Raw genomic sequence first — 17,035 nt, 5'->3', positions numbered from 1 at the left:
GTTGATAGGCCGGATATGGAAGCACGGTAACGTGTGGAGTTGACCGGTACTAATAGGCCGAGGGCTTGTCCTCAGTTGCTCGCGTCCACTGTGTTAGTTCTGAGGCAACGACCGTTGCCGGCTTTGAGCAGAACAGACAATTACAAAGTGTGCTTGTTCGCTCGAAACCATTAGGGTTTCGGTGGTCATAGCGTAGGGGAAACGCCCGGTTACATTTCGAACCCGGAAGCTAAGCCTTACAGCGCCGATGGTACTGCAGGGGGGACCCTGTGGGAGAGTAGGACGCCGCCGAACAATCTTTGGAAGGACCCCTGGTCACCAGCGTTCAGCTGGGACCAGGGGTCCTTTTGTTTTTACAATGCTTGCGGTACCTAAGACAGGAGTCACCATGTCCACCAACTCTCCCGACGACCGACCGGAGCGCGACCAGCGGCGCCGGGAGGGGGCGGAGCGAGGCGACCGCGGTGGCTACCGCGGTGACCGCAACGACCGGGGTGGTGACCGCGGCGGCTTCCGCCGTGACGACCGTGACCGTGGTGGTTTCGGCCGGCGTGACGACAGCCGTGGGGACAACCGTGGTGGTGGCGGCGGCTACGGCCGTCGGGACGACCGTGGAGACCGTGGCGGCTTCCGCCGGGACGACCGTGGTGACAACCGTGGCGGCGGCTACGGCCGGCGTGATGACCGCCGGGACGACCGTCGTGACGGCGACCGGGGCGGATTCCGGCCGTCGTACCAGCGGGACGACCGTGACCGGGATCGTGGGCCGCGTCGTGACGACCGCGACCGTGACCGGGGCTTCCGGCGTGACGACCGCGGAGACCGGCCCGCTTTCCGGCGGGACGACCGCCGTGACGAGCGTCCTGCCTTCCGACGCGACGACCGCCGTGATGACCGCCGCGACGATCGGCGTGACGACAGCCGTGGGGACAACCGCGGTGGCGGGTTCGGCCGTCGGGACGACCGTGGAGACCGTGGCGGCTTCCGCCGGGACGACCGTGGTGACAACCGTGGCGGTGGCTACGGCCGGCGTGACGACCGGGACCGTGGCGGCTTCGGACGGCGTGACGACCGTGGGGAGCGCCCCGCGTTCCGCCGTGACGACCGCCGTGACGAGCGGCGTGACGACCGTCGTGACGAGCGTCCGCCCTTCCGTCGGGATGACCGCAGGGACGACCGTCGGGACGACCGGCGCGATGAGCGTCCCGCCTTCCGCCGGGACGAGCGCCGTGACGACCGGCGCGACGACCGTCGGGACGGCGACCGTGGTGGGTTCCGTGGGCGCGACGACCGTCGTGACGACCGGCGCGACGACCGTCGTGACGGCGACCGTGGCGGGTTCCGCGGGCGCGACGACCGTGGGGGCCGCGGTGGCTTCCGGGGCCGGGACGACCGTGGTGGGCGGCCCGGCGGCGAGCGCGGTGGATTCCGTGGGCGTGACGACCGGCGCGGGGGCGGCGACGACCGGCGCGGTGGCGGCCGGTTCCGTGACGAGCGGAGCCAGGACCGGGACCGTGAGCCGATCAAGCGGCTGCCGATCCCCGAGGACGTCACCGGCGAGGAGATCGACAAGGACGTCAAGCAGGAGCTGCAGAGCCTGCCCAAGACGCTCGCCGAGGACGTCGCCAAGAACCTGGTGATGGTCGCAAGGCTTATCGACGAGGACCCCGAGGGCGCCTACGGGTACTCCCGTGTGGCGCTGCGGCTGGCGTCGAGGGTCGCGGCCGTGCGGGAGGCGGCCGGTTTCGCCGCGTACGCGAACCAGAAGTACAGCGAGGCGCTCGCCGAGTTCCGGGCCGCGCGGCGGATGACCGGCACGGTGGAGCTGTGGCCGGTCATGGCCGACTGCGAGCGCGGTCTCGGCCGGCCGGAGAAGGCGCTGGACATGGCCGGCGCGCCCGAGGTGAACAAGCTCGACAAGGCCGGCCAGGTGGAGATGCGTCTCGTCGCGGCCGGTGCCCGGCGTGACATGGGGCAGCTCGACGCGGCCATCGTGACGCTGCAGAGCCCGGAGCTGGCCTCCAACTCCGTCCAGCCCTGGACGGCGCGGCTCCGGTACGCCTACGCCGACGCGCTGCTCGCGGCCGGACGTGAGGGCGAGGCCCGGGAATGGTTCGCGAAGGCCGTGGAGGCCGACCGGGACGGCAGCACCGACGCGTCGGACCGGCTGGCGGAGCTGGACGGTGTCGAGTTCGTCGACGCGCTCGACGAGAGCGGCGCGGAAGAGGCCCCGAGCAGCGCTCCCGAGGCCGACGACGAGAAGGCCGACGACGAGGACTGACCTCGGGTCCGGACGTCGTACCAGACACGCGGACGTGACGTAATGGAGGGCGGGATCCCGGGATCGGGGTCCCGCCCTTTCCGGTGTCCGGCTTTCAGATGTCCAGTGCCCGCAGCACCAGGCCCGAGGCCGGTTTGGGGCCGAAGGACGTCGACTTGCGGGGCATCGTGACGCCCTGGCGGGCCAGGGAGCGGACGACGTCCTCGCGGACGGGGTGCATGAGGACGGCGGTGCTGCCGGCGCGCTCGGCCTTGGCGACCGTGGCGGCCGTGTCGTGGATGTAGGCGATGCGGGCCGGGTCGTCCTCGGGGATGTGCCAGAGGTGGGCGAGCAGGGTGGAGTGCAGGACCGTCGCGTCGAGGGTGCGCCAGGCGGCGGGGCGGTCGGTGGGGACCGTGCGGTCCAGCAGGGCCGGGTCCGGGCGGTCGACGAGGTGGAAGGCGCCGTCGCCGGCCAGCAGGAAGGCGTTGCCCTCGCAGGCCGCGTCCGCCAGGGTCTCCAGGGCCTGCGGGAGGGGGAGGTCGAGGCGGCGTACGCGGAAGTGCGGCTCGATCGCCGACAGGGCCTCGCCCACCGGCAGGCCGTGCAGGAGGCGGTGGATGGCGCGGACCCGCAGGGGGTAGCGGGCGGTGTCGACGAGGAGGACCAGGCCCAGGTCCCAGGGGCTGGGCGAGGGGTGCTCGGCGCGCAGCCGGCGGTAGGTGGCCCAGCGGTGGTGACCGTCGGCGATGAGGGCCTGGTGGTGGGCGAGGTCGGTCCGGATCCGGGCCAGCTCGGCCGGGTCGGTGACGGACCACAGGCGGTGGCAGTAGCCGTCCTCGGTGGTGGTCGACAGCAGCGGGGGCTGTTCGGCGGTGCGCTCGATGACCTCGGCGGCCGAGCCGTTGCCGTGGTAGGTCAGCAGCAGGGGTTCGAGGTTGGCCCAGGTGGCGCGCATCAGGGCGGCGCGGTCGGCGACGATGTGCGGCATGACGTCCTCGTGGGGCAGGACGATGCCCTCGGCCGGGTCGGAGACGCGGAGGTTGCCGATGAGGCCCCGCTGGAGCATGCCGTCGGCGTGACGCTGCTCGTACACGTACAGGGCGGGGTCGGGGTCGGCGGTCAGGACGCCCTCGGCGAGCCAGCGGCGCAGGGTGTCGGCGGCCTGCTCGGTGCGGGCGCCGACGGTGCCGGCCTGGGGGAGGATCAGCCGGACGATGTTGTACGGGTCCGCGTCCTGGAGGTGGTGCACTCCGTCGGGGCGTACGACGACGTCGTACGGCGGGGACGTGACGGCGGCCAGGCTGCCGACCCGGTCGGGGTCGTAGCGCAGGCCTCGGAACGGGGTGAGTTCCAGGCCTCGGGGCGCCGTTGCTTCCGAGTGACCTGCAGTGTTCATCAGGGCATCGTACGTGTCGGACGGCTGTCAGTGGCATGGGGGATGATCGGGGGAAAGGCGAGCGGACGAGGAGCGATGCGGAATGAGCCCGAGCGTCAGGACGAGGCCCGAGGGCAGTGGGCAGGCCCTGAGCGCGGCGTACGACACGGCGCTGCTGGATCTGGACGGGGTGGTGTACGCGGGCGGCAGCGCGATCGCGCACGCCGTGGAGTCGCTGGCGGCCGCCCGGGAGGGCGGGATGCATCTGGCGTACGTCACGAACAACGCGCTGCGGACGCCGGACACCGTGGCCGGGCATCTGACCGAGCTGGGGATACCGACGGGCGCGGACGACGTCATCACGTCGGCGCAGGCGGTCGCGCGGCTGATCAGTGAGCAGGTGCCGGCGGGGGCGCGGGTGCTGGTGATCGGCGGCGAGGGGCTGCGGGTGGCGCTGCGGGAGCGCGGGCTCACGCCCGTGGACGGCGCCGACGACGATCCGGCGGCCGTGGTGCAGGGCTACGGCGGGCCGGATCTGCCGTGGGGGCGGTTCGCCGAGGCGTCGTACGCCGTGGCGCGGGGGGTGCCGTGGTTCGCGTCCAACACCGATCTGACGATCCCCAGCGGGCGGGGGATCGCGCCGGGCAACGGGGCTGCGGTGGAGGTCGTGCGGATAGCGACCGGCGCCGAGCCGCAGGTGGCGGGCAAGCCGTTGCCCCCGATGCACCGGGAGACGATTCTGCGGACGGGGGCCGAGCGGCCGCTGGTGGTCGGGGACCGGCTGGACACGGACATCGAGGGCGCGTTCAACGGCGAGGTGGACTCGCTGCTGGTGCTGACCGGGGTGACGGACGGGGCCCAGCTGCTGGCGGCACCGCCGCAGCACCGGCCGACGTATGTCGACGCCGATCTGCGGGGGCTGCTCACCGGGCAGCCGGAGGTCGTCGTGGCCGAAGGCGGCTTCCGGTGCGGGGGCTGGACGGCGACCGCGGGGGCGGACCGGCTGGAACTGGAGGGCGACGGGGAGCCGCTGGACGGGCTGCGGGCGCTGTGCGCGGCGGCGTGGACGGCGGCCGGGAAGGGTACCTGCGGGCTCGACGGAGGCAAGGCGCTGGACCGGCTGGGGCTCTGAGGGGGACTCAGGGGCGCGGGCGGGGTGGTCTCGGGGCCCGGACCGGCCATCGTTCAAAATGGGAGGATAGGCTAACCTAACCTGCGTGTTGGTCGACAGTCCTCCCGAACAGCGCGCGGAAGCCGCCCCCGCGCCCCCTGAGCGCGGTGCGGCCCGTGCCGCCGGGCTCGTCGTGTCCGTCCTGCTGCTGGTGGGCGTCGCGGTGGCCAGCCTCGCGGTCGGGGCCAAGGAGCTGGCCCTGGGAGAGGTCTGGCACGGGCTCTTCCACAACTCCGGGACGTACGGTGACGTCGTCGTCGACGAGCGGCTGTGGCGGACCCTGCTGGGGCTGCTCGCCGGTGCGGCGCTGGGGCTGGCGGGTGCCGTGCTGCAGGCGCTCACCCGCAATCCGCTGGCCGACCCCGGACTGCTCGGCATCAACGCCGGCGCGTCCGCGGCGGTGGTCAGCGCGATCACCTTCCTCGGGGTGACGAGCCTGCGCGGCTACGTGTGGTTCGCGTTCCTCGGGGCGGCGGCGGTCGGGGCGCTGGTCTGGTTCCTCGGCGGAAGCCGGGGCGCCACGCCCGTGCGGCTCGCGCTCGCGGGCACCGCGCTCAGCGCCGCGCTGTACGGCTACCTCCAGGCCGTGATGATCGTCGACGAGGCCGCGCTCGGCAAGATGCGCTTCTGGACGGTCGGTTCGCTGAACGCGGCGACCGACAGGACCATCGCCCAGGTGCTGCCCTTCATCGCCGTCGGCGTGCTGCTCGCGCTCGGTCTCGCCCGGCCGCTGAACGCCATGGCCATGGGCGACGACACCGCCAAGGCGCTCGGCGCCCACCTGGGCCGCACCCGGGCGCTGTCGATGCTCGCCGCGACCGTGCTGTGCGGGGCGGCGACCGCGGCCTGCGGGCCGATCGTGTTCGTCGGCCTGATGGTGCCGCACGTCGTGCGCTCCTTCACCGGCCCCGACCTGCGCTGGATCCTGCCGTACGCGGCCGTCCTGTCGCCCGTGCTGCTGCTCGGCGCCGATGTCCTCGGCCGGATCGTGGCCCGGCCCGCGGAACTCCAGGTCGGCATCGTCACCGCGATCCTCGGCGGCCCGGTCTTCATCTTTCTCGTACGACGGCGGAGGACGGCCCAGCTGTGAGCACCGCAGTGAAGAACCCGCGCGGCACCGTCCGGGCCGTGCGCGGACCGGGCGGGCTGTCCGTCCGCCTCGACGTACGCGCGTTCGTCGTCGTCGTCCTGCTCCTCGCGGCCGCGCTGACCGCGAGCGTGCTGCTGATCGGCACCGGCGACTTCCCCATCTCCGCCGGGGACGTGCTGAGGACACTGGCCGGGAACGGCAGCGCGAGCCAGGAGTTCATCGTCAACCAGCTCCGCCTGCCACGGGTCCTGGTCGGCCTGCTCGTCGGCGCCTCCCTCGGGCTCGGCGGGGCGCTGTTCCAGGCCGTGTCCCGCAACCCGCTGGGCAGCCCGGACGTGCTCGGCCTCGGCCAGGGCGCGACGGCCGGCGCGCTCGTGGTGATCGTGCTGATGTCCGGCAGCGCCGGGCAGGTCGCGGCCGGTGCGCTCGTCGGCGGCCTGGTGACGGGCCTGGCCATCTACCTGCTCGCGTGGAAGCGGGGCGTGCACGGCTACCGGCTGGTCCTGGTCGGCATCGGTGTCTCCGCCGTCGCCACCGCCGTCAACGGCTACCTGCTCACCAAGGCCGACCTCGTCGACGCCGCCCGGGCGGTCTTCTGGATGACCGGATCGCTCAGCGGCCGCGACTGGGCGCAGGTGTGGCCGCTGCTGTGGCTGTGCGCGGTGCTGGTCCCGCTGGTCCTCGCCAACGCGCGCGGCCTGCGGATGATGGAGATGGGCGACGACGTGTCCCACGCGCTCGGTGTGCGCGTCGAGCGGGTGCGGATGCTGCTGATGGTGGCCGCCGTGCTGCTCACCGCGTCCGCCACCGCCGCGGCCGGCCCGGTCAGTTTCGTCGCGCTGACCGCCCCGCAGCTCGCCAGGCGCCTCACCCGCTCGCCGGGCCCGAACCTGCTGGCGTCCCTGTGCATGGGCGCCGCGCTGCTGGTCACCGCCGACTGGGGCGCGCAGCGGCTGTTCGGCGCCGACCAGCTGCCCGTGGGTGTGGTCACCGGGGTGCTCGGCGGCGTGTATCTGCTGTGGCTGCTGGTCACCGAGCGCCGGGCGGGCCGGATATGACACCGGGCGCGCGCGAAGCCGCGTACGAGAACACTTCGAGGAGCACCGTGAACCGCCTGTCCGCCGAGAACGTCACCCTCGCCTACGACCAGCGTGTCATCGCCGAGGAGCTGTCGGTGGAGATCCCCGACAACTCCTTCACGGTGATCGTCGGGCCGAACGCGTGCGGCAAGTCGACGCTGCTGCGGGCGCTGTCGAGGATGCTCAAGCCGAGTCGGGGCCGGGTGCTGCTCGACGGGCAGGTCATCCAGTCGATGCCGGCGAAGAAGGTCGCGCGGACCCTCGGCCTGCTGCCGCAGTCGTCCGTGGCGCCCGACGGCATCACGGTCGCCGACCTGGTGGGCCGTGGCCGGTACCCGCACCAGGGCATCCTGCGCCAGTGGTCGGCCGAGGACGAGCGGATCGTCCAGGAGTCCATGGCGCACACCGGGGTCGCCGAGCTGGCGGACCGGTACGTCGACGAGCTGTCGGGCGGTCAGCGCCAGCGCGTGTGGATCGCGATGGCGCTGGCCCAGCAGACACCGCTGCTGCTGCTCGACGAGCCGACGACCTACCTCGACATCCAGCACCAGATCGACGTCCTCGACCTGTGCGCCGAGCTGCACGAGACGCAGGGCCGTACGCTCGTCGCCGTCCTGCACGACCTCAACCACGCCGCCCGGTACGCCACCCACCTGATCGCGCTGAAGGAGGGCCGGGTCATCGCACAGGGCGCCCCGAACGAGGTCGTCACGGCCGAGCTGGTCGAGGAGGTCTTCTCGCTGCGCTGCCAGGTCATCGACGACCCGGAGACGGGCACGCCGCTGGTGGTGCCGGCCGCGCGCAAGGCCCGCGCCGGGGCCTAGAGGAGCTTCCTCAGCACCAGCAGGTCGCGTACGCCCGCGTGGAGCTTGACCCGGCCCGAGCCCCAGGCCCTGGCGAAGTGCAGCTCGCCGTCGACCAGGGCCACCAGGTCGTCGCCCGTCATGGCCAGCCGGATCCCGGCCTTCTCCAGGGGCGGGCCCTGGAGGGTGTCCCGGACGTGGATGCGGCCGTCCGACATGCGGCCCACGAAGGTGACGTCCAGGTCGGTGATGTGGCAGCTCACCGAGCGGTCCAGCGCGGCGGCCGCGCGGACGTCTCCCTCGGCACGGCCCATGTTCTCCGAGAGCTTCTCGAGTGCGCTGCGGCACTCCTCGATCGTCGCCATCGTCACCGACGGTACCGCAGCTGTTCGAGGTAGCGTCGGGGCATGAACGACGCTGTCCCGGAGCCGGGCCTCCCGGAGCAGGAGCCGGATCTTCCCGTCCAGGAGCCGGACCTCCCCGTGCAGGAGCCCGGCCTCACCGACGAGGACCCCTCCGCCGCGGCCCCCCTCGACGTGCCCCGCACCCCCACCGGCCACGCCGAGGTCGACGCCCAGCTGGAGCGGCTGGCCGACGCCGACCACCTCGCCACGGACGGGCATCTGGAGGTGTACGAGGATGTACACCGGGGGCTGCGCGACGCGCTGACCGCGCTCGACGCCCGCCCGGGACCTCCGGCTCCCACCCGTCACCCGACCGCCGCCCCTCAATGAGACCCTTCGGGTCACACCTTTTCCGATTCGCCGTACAGCAGTAGGAGCTGAACCGAACGTGGCAGGAGTCGCACGCCGCCGTCTCGACGCGGAGCTGGTCCGCCGGAAGCTCGCCCGCTCGCGCGAGCACGCCAGCCAGCTGATCGCCGCGGGCCGGGTGACCGTCGGCAAGACCGTCGCGACCAAGCCGGCCACCCAGGTGGAGACGGCGGCGGCGATCGTCGTGCGGGCCGACGACAGCGATCCCGAGTACGTCTCCCGGGGCGGGCACAAGCTCGCCGGGGCGCTGGAGGCCTTCGTACCGCAGGGCCTGGTCGTCGAGGGCCGCCGGGCCCTGGACGCCGGCGCGTCCACCGGCGGCTTCACGGATGTGCTGCTGCGCGCCGGTGCCGCGCACGTCGTCGCCGTCGACGTCGGCTACGGGCAGCTCGCGTGGTCCCTGCAGAGCGATGAACGCGTCACCGTCAAGGACCGTACGAACGTACGCGAGTTGACGCTGGAGGCGATCGACGGAGAGCCGGTGGACCTGGTCGTGGGAGATCTGTCGTTCATTCCGCTCGGGCTGGTACTGCCCGCTCTGGTGAAGTGCGTGCGGGCGGACGCCGATCTGGTGATGATGGTCAAGCCGCAGTTCGAGGTGGGGAAGGAACGGCTGGGCAGCGGGGGTGTCGTACGGAGTCCGCAGCTGCGGGCGGAGGCCGTGCGGGGAGTGGCCGAGAAGGCGTGGGAGCTGGGGCTCGGGGTGAAGGGTGTCACCGCCAGTCCGCTGCCCGGGCCTTCGGGGAACGTCGAGTACTTTCTCTGGCTGCGGGCCGGTGCCCCCGAACTGGACCCGGCCGATGTTGACCGTGCAGTGGCGGAGGGGCCGCGTTGACACAGAACCGAGCTCGTACTGTTTTCCTGCTGGCCCACACGGGGCGGCCGGCGGCCATCCGCAGCGCCGAGCTCGTGGTCAAGGGGCTGCTGAGGTCCGGCATCGGCGTACGGGTACTGGAGTACGAGGCTCGCGACCTGCCGCTGCCGGACGAGGTGGAGCTGGTCAAGGAGGCGACCCCGCAGTGCCTCGACGGGTGCGAGCTGCTGATCGTCCTCGGCGGTGACGGCACCCTGCTGCGCGGGGCGGAGTTCGCGCGGGCGTCCGGGGTGCCGATGCTGGGCGTCAACCTGGGGCGGGTCGGGTTCCTCGCGGAGGCCGAGCGGGACGACCTCGACAAGGTCGTCGACCGGGTGGTGTCGCGGTCGTACGAGGTCGAGGAGCGGATGACCGTCGATGTCGTCGTGCACAGCAACGGCGACATCGTGCACACCGACTGGGCGCTGAACGAGGCTGCCGTGCAGAAGGCCGGCGCCGAGAAGCTGCTCGAAGTGGTGCTGGAGATCGACGGGCGGCCGGTCACCGGGTTCGGGTGCGACGGGATCGTGCTGTCGACGCCGACCGGGTCCACGGCCTACGCGTTCTCCGCGGGCGGGCCGGTGGTGTGGCCCGAGGTGGAGGCGCTGCTGATGGTGCCCATCTCCGCGCACGCGCTGTTCGCCAAGCCCCTGGTGACCTCTCCGGACTCCGTGCTCGCGGTGGAGGTGCTGCCGCACATCCCGCCGGGCGTGCTGTGGTGCGACGGGCGGCGGACCGTGGAGCTGCCTCCGGGCGCGCGGGTCGAGGTGCGGCGGGGGGCCGTGCCCGTGCGGCTGGCCCGGCTGCACCACGCCTCGTTCACGGACCGGCTGGTGGCGAAGTTCGCGCTGCCCGTCTCCGGGTGGCGCGGGGCGCCGCACTAGCGGGCGGTTAGCTCGGTCGGGTGACAGGGCGCCTCGCACACATCGCTCCGGACCTCGTATGGTCTTCACCGTGCTGGAAGAGATGCGGATACGGTCGCTCGGCGTCATCGACGACGCGGTCGTCGAGCTGTCGCCCGGGTTCACTGCCGTCACCGGTGAGACGGGTGCGGGCAAGACCATGGTGGTCACGAGCCTGGGGCTGTTGCTGGGCGGGCGGGCGGATCCGGCGCTGGTGCGGATCGGCGCCGAGAAGGCGGTCGTCGAGGGGCGGATCGCGCTGGACGCGGACGCCTCCGTGGCCGTGCGGGCCGAGGAGGCCGGGGCCGAGCTCGACGACGGGGCGCTGCTGATCAGCCGTACCGTTTCGGCCGAGGGTCGCTCCCGGGCGCACCTGGGCGGGCGCAGCGTGCCCGTGGGGCTGCTGGCCGAGCTGGCCGACGAGCTGGTGGCCGTGCACGGGCAGACGGATCAGCAGGGGCTGCTCAAGCTGTCCCGGCAGCGGCAGGCGCTCGACCGGTACGCGGGCGACGCGGTCGCCGTGCCGCTCGCCAAGTACGCCGAGGCCTACCGTCGGCTGCGGGCCGTCTCCGCCGAGCTGGAGGAGATCACCACACGCGCGCGTGAGCGGGCCCAGGAGGCCGACATGCTGCGCTACGGCCTGGAGGAGATCGCGGGCGTGGAGCCGCGGGCCGGCGAGGACGTGGAGCTGGCCGAGGAGGCGGAGCGGCTGGGGCACGCCGAGGCGCTGGCTTCCGCCGCGACGGCCGCGCACGCCGCGCTCGCGGGCAACCCCGAGGACCCGGAGGGCGTCGACGCCGGCACGCTGGTGGCGGGCGCGCACCGGGCGCTGGAGGCCGTACGGTCCCATGACCCGGCGCTGGCGGCGCTCGCCGACCGGATCGGGGAGATCGGGATCCTGCTGGGCGATGTGGCCGGGGAGCTCGCCGGGTACGCCGGCGATCTGGACGCCGATCCGCTGCGGCTGGCCGCGGTGGAGGAGCGGCGGGCCGCGCTGACGGGGCTGACCCGGAAGTACGGCGAGAACATCGATGCCGTGCTGATGTGGGCCGAGCAGAGCGCCGCGCGGCTGACCGAGCTGGACGGCGACGACGAGCGGATCGGGGAGCTGACCGCCGAGCGGGACGCGCTGCGCGTCGAACTGGGCGGGCTCGCGCAGGCCCTGACGGACGCGCGCACGGAGGCCGCCGAGCGGTTCGCCGCCGCCGTGACCGCGGAGCTGGCCTCGCTGGCCATGCCGCACGCGCGCGTGTCCTTCGACATCCGGCAGACCGAGGACCCGGAGGGCGTGGAGGTCGGCGGGCGTACCGTCGCCTACGGGCCGGCCGGTGCCGACGAGGTCGAGCTGCTGCTGGCCCCGCACCCGGGGGCCCCGGCGCGGCCCATCGCCAAGGGCGCCTCCGGCGGTGAGCTGTCGCGCGTGATGCTGGCCGTGGAGGTCGTGTTCGCGGGGACCGACCCCGTGCCGACGTACCTCTTCGACGAGGTCGACGCCGGCGTCGGCGGCAAGGCGGCCGTGGAGATCGGGCGGCGCCTGGCGCGCCTGGCTAAGACCGCGCAGGTCGTCGTCGTGACGCATCTGCCGCAGGTGGCCGCGTTCGCCGACCGGCAGCTGCTGGTGGAGAAGACCGACGACGGGTCGGTCACCCGGTCCGGCGTGAAGGTCCTGGAGGGCGAGGAGCGGATCCGCGAGCTGTCCCGGATGCTCGCCGGACAGGAGGACTCCGAGACGGCACGGGCGCACGCGGAGGAACTCCTCGCGACGGCGCGCGCCGACGCGTAGGCGTCCCGCCGACCCACCAGGTTCACCCGAGTGGGTGAGCTTCGGTGGGATCCCGGTCGGGCTTCCTGAAGTCGGCGTAGCCGGAACACCCGTACGTCCTGGCATCCTTGGCCGTGGGCGCGGAGGAAACCGCGCGGTCCGTCCTCGCGGGCTTTCCTTCGGTACGTTTCTACGTGACGCCCCACGTCTTGTGACGCACCCTGTCTCATGACGCACCACGTCCCGTGGCGGGTGACGCACCACGTCCTGGGACGCGGTGACGCCCCGTCCTGTGACGCCCACGCCGAACCAGGAGCCCCCGCCACGTGAGCCACGTGAGCAGCCAGTCAGCGCCCGGACAGTCGCCGCTGCGCACCGTTCAGGTGCTCGGCGGCGGCAACGCCCGCAGCAGCGCGCATGTGCGGTCCCTGGCGTCCGGGCTCGTCGCCAGGGGCGTGCGGGTGACGGTGTGCGCCCCCTTCGAGGTCGCTCACACCTACGACTTCACCGGGGCCGGCGCCGACCACGTGCATGTGCCGCGCAGCAGCGACCCGGCGTCCGTGGCGGCGCTGCGGGCGGCCTGCGCGGACGCCGACCTGGTGCACGCGCACGGGCTGCACGCCTCGTTCCGGGCCGTGCTCGCGCTCAGCGGGCGGCGTACCCCGCTGGTGGTGACCTGGCACGGGCGGGCGCATGCGGAGGGGGCGCGCGCCCACTTCCTGCGCCTGCTGGAGCGGAGGGTGGCGAAGACCGCCTCCGTGGTGCTCGGCACCACCTCCGACCTGGTGGACCGGGCCCGCTCGACCGGCGCCCGCGACGCACGCCTCGCCGCGGTCGCGCTGCCCGGACGGCGCACGGCCGTCGAGCGCGACGAGTCGCACCGGCCCAAGCTGCGTGCCGAACTCGGCGCGACGGGCCGGCCGTTGCTGCTCGCGGTCGGCTCCCTGGACCGGCACCGGGGGTACGAGGTGCTGCTGGACGCGGCCCGCGCCTGGCGCCCGCTGGATCCGGTCCCGCTGGTGGTGATCGCCGGTGAGGGCCCGCTGCGGCCGCTGTTGCAGCGCCGGATCGAGGACGAGGGGCTCCCGGTGCGGCTGCTGGGCCGCCGCGACGACGTGGCCGACCTGCTCGCGGCCGCCGATGTGGCGCTGCTGCCCAGCAGTTGGGAGTCGCGCTCGGTGCTCGCCGAGGAGGCCCTGCACGCGCGCGTGCCGCTCGTCGCCACCGACGTCGGCGGCATCCCCGACCTCGTCGGCGACGCGGCGGAACTCGTGCCCTACGGCGACGCGGACGCCCTCGCCGGGGCCGTGACCGGCCTGCTCGCCGACCCCGAGCGCCGGGAGGAGCTGCGGGAGCGGGGCGTACGGCAGGCGGCGACCTGGCCCACGGAGGACGATACGGTGGCGCAAGTGCTCAGTGTCTACGACGAGTTGACGCAGGCCCGGCCGCTGCTCTGACCCGGCGGCCGGATGCGACGACGGCCGAACGAGTCGACGCGGTCCCGTGCGCTGGACCGACCCCGGCGATCGACGGCGGCGACGGCCGGCCGCGGGTGCTGCCCCCGCCGGACACCGGTGCCTACCCCACGTGCCGGCGTGCGCGCAGCGCCAGGCTCAGCGCCAGCACCGTCTGCGGGTCGTCGAGGTCCGTGCCGAGCAGCTCGCCGATGCGGGCGAGGCGGTTGTAGAGGGTCTGCCGGTTGAGGTGCAGCTCGCGGGCCGTCTCCGCCTTGCGGCCGGCGTGGGCCAGATAGGTCTCCAGGGTCGGCAGCAGCGGAGGTCTGGAGCGGCGGTCGTGGTCGCGGATGGGGCCGATGGCCCGCTCCACGAAGGCGGCGAGGTCGGGATGCTCGCGCAGCCGCCACAGCAGCAGGTCGATGTCCAGGCGGCGGGCGTCGTACCAGGGCCGGTCGGCGAGGCCCTGTGCGGCGGCGGCCGTCTCCGCCGCGTGCCGCAGCCCCGCCGAGGCCGCGGCCCAGCCGCCCGCCACGCCGACGACGACCACCGGCGGCCGGGCGCCGGGGCGTTGCATCCCGGCCCGCTCCACGCCCGCTCGCAGCGCCGCCGCCACCCGGTCGGCGACCGCGGCCCGCTCCGACTCGGTGCGCAGCCCCAGCAGCAGCGGCACCCGGCCCTCCACCGGGCGTACGCCGAGCAGCACCGGCACCCCCACCGAGGCCAGTTCCTCGGCGACCGCGCGGGCCAGCACGGCCCAGCCGCCGCCGGGGGAGAGGCCGTCGCCGAGCCGCATGACGACCGGCAGCAGGGGGCCGGTACCGGGCTTGAAGCCGAGGACGCGGGCCTGGGCGGGGGCGTCGTCGGCGGCGATGCGGCCCTCGGCGAGGTCGGTGAGGAAGTCGCCGCGTCCGCGTGCGGCCAGCTCCTCCTCCTGGCGGGCCTGCATCAGCACCACGGCCAGTATCCCGGCGGCCCGCTCGGCGGCGATCCGGTGCACCGGGGCGAGCGGGCCGCGCACCGGCAGCAGCACCAGCCGGGCGCGGACCGAGCCGGTGCCGGGGCCGCCGCCGGGTACCTCCACCAGGACCGACCCGGCGGGCGGCGGCGCGTCTCCGCGCTGGCCGCGCAGCCCCTCCCACACCTGGAGCGGGTCGGCGCCCTCGGGCCCGGCCCCGGCGGCGTACAGCAGCCGGCCGTCGTAGGTCTCCAGGAACACCGGGTTGTCGCCGAAGTCGGCGAGGATGCCGAGGACTTGGGGGATGCCGCCGCCCCCGAGGAGGGCCTGGGTGCAGCGCCGGTGCACCTCCTCGGCACGCTGCAGCAGCGCGTAGTGGCCGTTGACGATCTCGGTGTGGATCTCCTCCGTGACCGTCACGAAGGGCACCTCGCGGTGCAGTTGGGCCAGCGGGAGCCCGGCCGTGCGGGCCGCCTCGACCAGGGCGGCGGGCAACCGGGTGAAGCGCGGGCCGAGTTCGACGACGAGGGCGGCGATGCCCCGCTCGGCCAGCGTCCGCACGAACGCGCGCTGTTCGGCCGGGCGGGTGCCGAGGCCGTAGCCGGTGGTCAGCAGCAGTTCGCCGCCCTTCAGCAGGGAGGCGATGTTCGGCACCTCGCCCGCGTGCACCCACCGCACGGTCCGCTGCAGCCGGTCGGCGCCGGCGAGGACCTCGGGCAGGCCGCTGCGCAGTCCGGGCAGCTCCAGGGCCCGCTGGACGGTGATGCCCGCGCCCTGGGTGTCGAATCGGTGGTCCGTGCGGCGTTCCATGCAGCGGACGCTACCCGCGCGCACGTATCCGCGACATCTCCGCGCGGTTACGGCGACGATCACCGCCCTCCGGCGGTCGGCAATGCGTCGCCCCGGGCGCCCGATTGCACGACCGCGTGTCTGTTGTGGCGTGCGTCACCATGACGAAACACTGTCGCATCCGCAGGGACACCCCTGCGTGATCTTCGGATTTCGTTGTGACTGCACTCCGAATATGAGGAGAGGGGCGGGAATGGCAGAAACTCCCACGCGAGAGGTCCATCGGCTCAAGGCGAATTCCGTGGGCCTGGTGGGTGTCGTCTTCATGGCGGTGGCGACCGCCGCGCCGATCACCGCCATGACCGGCAACCTGCCCATCGCGGTCGGCTTCGGCAACGGCACGGGCGCCCCGGCCGGCTATCTGTTCGCCACGCTCGTGCTGACGGTGTTCTCCGTCGGCTATGTCGCGATGGCCCGCCGCATCACCGCCGCCGGTGCCTTCTACGGCTACATCTCGCACGGCCTCGGCCGGATCGCGGGCATGGCCTCCGGCATGCTCGCCGTGCTGGCGTACATCGTCTTCGAGGCGTCCATCGTCGGCGTCTTCGCCTACTTCACCAGGACCACCGTCCACGACCAGCTCGGCGTCGACCTGCCCTGGGTGCTCTACGCCGCCGCGATGCTGCTGGTCACCGGGGTGCTGGCGTTCTTCGACATCAACCTCACCGCCAAGGCGCTCGGCGTGATGCTGATCGCCGAGATCGCCGTGCTCTTCGCGGTCGCCACCGCCGTCCTGCTCCACGGCGGCGGCCCCGACGGCATCCCCGTCGAGCCCATCAACCCCAAGAACGCCTTCACCGGCGCCTCCGCCGGACTCGGACTGTTCTTCGCCTTCTGGTCGTGGGTCGGCTTCGAGTCGACCGCGATGTACGGCGAGGAGTCCCGCGACCCCAAGCGGGTCATCCCGCGCGCCACCCTCATCTCGGTGGTCGGCGTCGGCCTCTTCTACATCTACGTCTCCTGGATGACCATCGCAGGCAACGGCCTGGACGGCGCGGTGAAGGTCTCCTCCGGCACCAGCCCCCTCGACCTGTTCTTCGACCCGGCGCACTCCTTCATCGGCGCCTGGGCGGTCGACACCTTCCAGTGGCTGCTGATCACCGGCTCGTTCGCCTGCGGGATGGCCTTCCACCAGTGCGCCGCCCGCTATCTGTACGCCATCGGCCGCGAGGGCTTCCTGCACCGGGCGCTCGGCCGCACCCACGCCAGGCACGGGTCGCCGTACATCGCGTCCTTCGTGCAGTCCTGCATCGCGGTCGCGCTCGTCGCGGGCTTCTGGCTGAGCGGCCAGGACCCCTACATCCACCTCTACACCCTGCTGGCGATCCTCGGCACGATGGCGATCCTCATCGTGCAGACCCTGTGCTCCTTCGCCGTCATCGGCTACTTCCGCCGCAACCACCCCGAGGACCGGCACTGGTTCCGCACCCTCACCGCCCCGCTGCTCGGCGGGATCGGCATGACCGCGGTGGTCGTGCTGCTGGTGATCAACATGGACACCGCGGCCGGCGCGGCGGCCGACTCCCTCTTCTTCAAGGCCATCCCGTGGACCGTCGGCCTTGTCTTCTTCGGCGGCCTCGGCCTCGGCCTGTATCTGCGGGCCAGGCGGCCGGAGCGCTACGAGATCATCGGCCGGATCGTCCTGGAGGACGCGGCCGAACGCACGGACGACGACGTCGCACAGGCCCCCGCCAACGTCTGAC

15 protein-coding genes and 2 rRNA genes are annotated in these 17,035 nt (G+C 73.3%); 14 read left to right on the top strand and 3 right to left on the bottom strand.

The window, feature by feature from the left end:
- The 4 genes from ACIGXJ_RS24520 to ACIGXJ_RS24505 form a co-directional block, all read left to right on the top strand.
- Positions 1-73 (top strand): 23S ribosomal RNA (locus ACIGXJ_RS24520); the annotation flags it as partial.
- Between the two features lie 104 nt (positions 74-177).
- Positions 178-294: ribosomal RNA gene (gene rrf / locus ACIGXJ_RS24515) — 5S ribosomal RNA — on the top strand.
- Between the two features lie 182 nt (positions 295-476).
- Positions 477-1,640, top strand: a complete 1,164-nt coding sequence (locus ACIGXJ_RS24510) for a hypothetical protein (RefSeq protein ID WP_399649137.1) — start codon at positions 477-479, stop codon at positions 1,638-1,640.
- A complete protein-coding gene (locus ACIGXJ_RS24505) occupies positions 1,532-2,281 on the top strand; it encodes a hypothetical protein (RefSeq protein WP_399649135.1) in 750 nt (249 codons plus the stop codon). Before ACIGXJ_RS24510 ends, ACIGXJ_RS24505 begins: the two co-directional genes overlap by 109 nt.
- 94 nt (positions 2,282-2,375) lie before the next feature.
- On the opposite strand, the gene ACIGXJ_RS24500 is transcribed toward ACIGXJ_RS24505, so the two are convergent.
- The gene (locus ACIGXJ_RS24500) at positions 2,376-3,659 is read right to left on the bottom strand and encodes a DUF1015 family protein (protein ID WP_399649071.1); all 1,284 of its coding nucleotides are present in this window, start codon (positions 3,657-3,659) and stop codon (positions 2,376-2,378) included.
- 82 nt (positions 3,660-3,741) lie between these two features.
- On the opposite strand from ACIGXJ_RS24500, the gene ACIGXJ_RS24495 reads away from it, so the two are divergent.
- The 4 genes from ACIGXJ_RS24495 to ACIGXJ_RS24480 all read left to right on the top strand — a co-directional run bounded on the left by ACIGXJ_RS24495 (position 3,742) and on the right by ACIGXJ_RS24480 (position 7,802).
- Positions 3,742-4,770, top strand: a complete 1,029-nt coding sequence (locus ACIGXJ_RS24495; protein ID WP_399649069.1) for an HAD hydrolase-like protein — start codon at positions 3,742-3,744, stop codon at positions 4,768-4,770.
- Positions 4,771-4,855: 85 nt separating this feature from the next.
- Positions 4,856-5,899: a FecCD family ABC transporter permease gene (locus tag ACIGXJ_RS24490; protein WP_399649067.1), complete on the top strand. Its 1,044-nt coding sequence runs from the start codon at positions 4,856-4,858 to the stop codon at positions 5,897-5,899.
- The gene (locus ACIGXJ_RS24485) at positions 5,896-6,957 is read left to right on the top strand and encodes a FecCD family ABC transporter permease (RefSeq protein WP_399649065.1); all 1,062 of its coding nucleotides are present in this window, start codon (positions 5,896-5,898) and stop codon (positions 6,955-6,957) included. Before ACIGXJ_RS24490 ends, ACIGXJ_RS24485 begins: the two co-directional genes overlap by 4 nt.
- Positions 6,954-7,802: an ABC transporter ATP-binding protein gene (locus ACIGXJ_RS24480; protein WP_399649062.1), complete on the top strand. Its 849-nt coding sequence runs from the start codon at positions 6,954-6,956 to the stop codon at positions 7,800-7,802. The genes ACIGXJ_RS24485 and ACIGXJ_RS24480 overlap by 4 nt, the downstream gene beginning before the upstream one ends.
- Here the strand turns inward: ACIGXJ_RS24480 and ACIGXJ_RS24475 are convergent.
- Positions 7,799-8,146: a sterol-binding protein gene (locus tag ACIGXJ_RS24475; protein ID WP_399649059.1), complete on the bottom strand. Its 348-nt coding sequence runs from the start codon at positions 8,144-8,146 to the stop codon at positions 7,799-7,801. The genes ACIGXJ_RS24480 and ACIGXJ_RS24475 overlap by 4 nt on opposite strands.
- 42 nt (positions 8,147-8,188) lie before the next feature.
- Between ACIGXJ_RS24475 and ACIGXJ_RS24470 the strand changes: the two genes are divergently transcribed.
- The 5 genes from ACIGXJ_RS24470 to ACIGXJ_RS24450 all read left to right on the top strand — a co-directional run bounded on the left by ACIGXJ_RS24470 (position 8,189) and on the right by ACIGXJ_RS24450 (position 13,528).
- Positions 8,189-8,515 (top strand): hypothetical protein, encoded by a 327-nt coding sequence (locus ACIGXJ_RS24470; RefSeq protein WP_399649056.1) that lies wholly within the window; start codon positions 8,189-8,191, stop codon positions 8,513-8,515.
- 58 nt (positions 8,516-8,573) lie between these two features.
- Positions 8,574-9,389 (top strand): hemolysin, encoded by an 816-nt coding sequence (locus ACIGXJ_RS24465; RefSeq protein WP_399649054.1) that lies wholly within the window; start codon positions 8,574-8,576, stop codon positions 9,387-9,389.
- Positions 9,386-10,291, top strand: a complete 906-nt coding sequence (locus ACIGXJ_RS24460; RefSeq protein WP_399649052.1) for an NAD kinase — start codon at positions 9,386-9,388, stop codon at positions 10,289-10,291. The genes ACIGXJ_RS24465 and ACIGXJ_RS24460 overlap by 4 nt, the downstream gene beginning before the upstream one ends.
- 58 nt (positions 10,292-10,349) lie before the next feature.
- A complete protein-coding gene (recN, locus tag ACIGXJ_RS24455) occupies positions 10,350-12,092 on the top strand; it encodes a DNA repair protein RecN (RefSeq protein WP_399649049.1) in 1,743 nt (580 codons plus the stop codon).
- 305 nt (positions 12,093-12,397) lie between these two features.
- Complete coding sequence (locus ACIGXJ_RS24450; protein ID WP_399649047.1) at positions 12,398-13,528, top strand: glycosyltransferase family 4 protein; 1,131 nt, start codon at positions 12,398-12,400, stop codon at positions 13,526-13,528.
- 121 nt (positions 13,529-13,649) lie between these two features.
- Here ACIGXJ_RS24450 and ACIGXJ_RS24445 read toward each other — a convergent pair whose 3' ends face one another.
- The gene (locus tag ACIGXJ_RS24445; protein ID WP_399649044.1) at positions 13,650-15,293 is read right to left on the bottom strand and encodes a PucR family transcriptional regulator; all 1,644 of its coding nucleotides are present in this window, start codon (positions 15,291-15,293) and stop codon (positions 13,650-13,652) included.
- A gap of 232 nt (positions 15,294-15,525) precedes the next feature.
- Between ACIGXJ_RS24445 and ACIGXJ_RS24440 the strand changes: the two genes are divergently transcribed.
- Complete coding sequence (locus ACIGXJ_RS24440; protein ID WP_399649042.1) at positions 15,526-17,034, top strand: APC family permease; 1,509 nt, start codon at positions 15,526-15,528, stop codon at positions 17,032-17,034.
- Position 17,035: the final 1 nt, after the last annotated feature.

This window comes from Streptomyces sp. NPDC053367, from assembly GCF_044545925.1.
Classification (GTDB): Bacteria; Actinomycetota; Actinomycetes; order Streptomycetales; family Streptomycetaceae; genus Streptomyces.
This window is presented reverse-complemented; position numbering and strand designations above follow the sequence as displayed.